The following is a 1,625-nucleotide window of genomic DNA, read 5'->3' as shown; positions in this document are numbered from 1 at the left end:
GTTTATAAGAATCTTTATTAATAAATGCTACTTGAGCACTTTCCAAATAATTTGCTTTATCAATTTCCTTTGTTAAATTGGAAAAAGTTTTATTCAATGAGTTTGTTGGAACTCCACAAATGGCACGTCTGAAAACATAAGATTCAACCAATTTTAAAATTGCAACAAATTCTTCTTTCAATATTTTTCCGTTCTCAAAGTCATCATAAACCTCCAATAAAAATGGGTAGGATACGTCCACTTTTAAAGTGTTTATATCTGAAAATATCTGATTAATATCTATGTCAGCTTCTTTTTGGAATGCTAATTTAACAAAGTATTTTGAGTAGCAGTAAATATCCTTAACGATTTGTTCAATAGATATGTCCTTCAAGCTGTATGAATAACTTTTGAAACTGGAATATACATCATTAATGTTAGGTATTCGTCCTGTTTTTACCGTCAAGTAATCACGCATGAAACGGTCAAATACATTAGAATCGTTAAGATTACCAAAACTCTTCTCCATCGGATACCAGTATGACTGATACAGATGATCCTGCTCTTTCGGTTCTAATCCCATCAATACATAGTTGCGAATCAAATCCGCTTGAGACAAATCGAGACCCGTCGAGTTCAAACTTTCAAAAATCAGTTGAGGATTGTCATGATCCCGATCCAAAGAAATATCTACGACAATTAACTTCGATAACCCTCTATATAATTCATTCAGGTCAGTATCTGACTTTCTCAGATTTTCAAGAAAGTAATTGTAGTTTTCAAAAACTCGTTGTGAATACTCTTCGGGTAGTTCCTTGTCAAGAACGAGACGAATTAACGTTTCGTTATCACTTTGTGTTAACAGCAACTTATGGTAGGCGTCGCCTTCTTCTTCGCTGTTAACCAGATAATAATTCATAATTTTCTTTCTAGTTATCTCTTGACGCTCCTCTCGCTCCTCAATTGCTTTTCCGAGCGCCAAGAGCAACAAATTCAGGGTCGTCATCCTCTGCTGACCATCAATCACGAGTAATTGTGGAACTGAAGAAATCTGATATAACCCCTTTTCGATATATACAATAGATCCCACAAAGTGCCCTTTTATTTGATCATCAGAAGATGCTCGGACAATATCATTCCATAATTGTTTGCATTGATGGATAGTCCAACTATACTTCCGTTGATAAATAGGAATAATGAATTGCTTCGTACCTTGTAGAAATTTAAGGAAATTTGTCTCTGAAGCTTTCAATGTATTTCACCCTCAATCCATTTTTTAAACGTTTAAGCCCCAATTGCCTGTTGTAGCTAGTTCAATAGTAACAGTTTAGTAGTTTCTATTCGATATCCCCTTCTAAAAAACCTTCATATTTGGAAATTACAAGCGTAAAGATAGAACAAGGACCAATGACTGCCAAGTTAACTTCAAAAACCAGTTAACCTCAATCAAATCAACGGTTACTCAGTTAACCATTTCAAGGAGCTGTGCGATATCTATGGCGGATAAAACATTCGGAGTAAAGGTCGTTCCAGAACTGAAAGAAAAGATCGACCAACTATTCAAAGATTCGGACTTCACTACACAAAAAGAATGGTTTCAACATCTGCTCTCTATTTATGATTTACACCAACTGAAACATCAGGAG

General features: G+C 35.0%; 1 protein-coding gene. It reads right to left on the bottom strand.

Features of this window, described 5'->3' with window-relative positions:
- A partial coding sequence (locus AC1DWN_RS33530; protein WP_477563149.1) for a DUF262 domain-containing protein occupies positions 1-1,231 on the bottom strand: 1,231 nt, incomplete at its 3' end.
- Positions 1,232-1,625: the final 394 nt, after the last annotated feature.

It is taken from the genome of Paenibacillus sp. P4_A7 (assembly GCF_056402455.1).
Note: the sequence above shows the minus strand (reverse complement) of the source record. Positions and strands in the feature narration are given on the sequence as shown.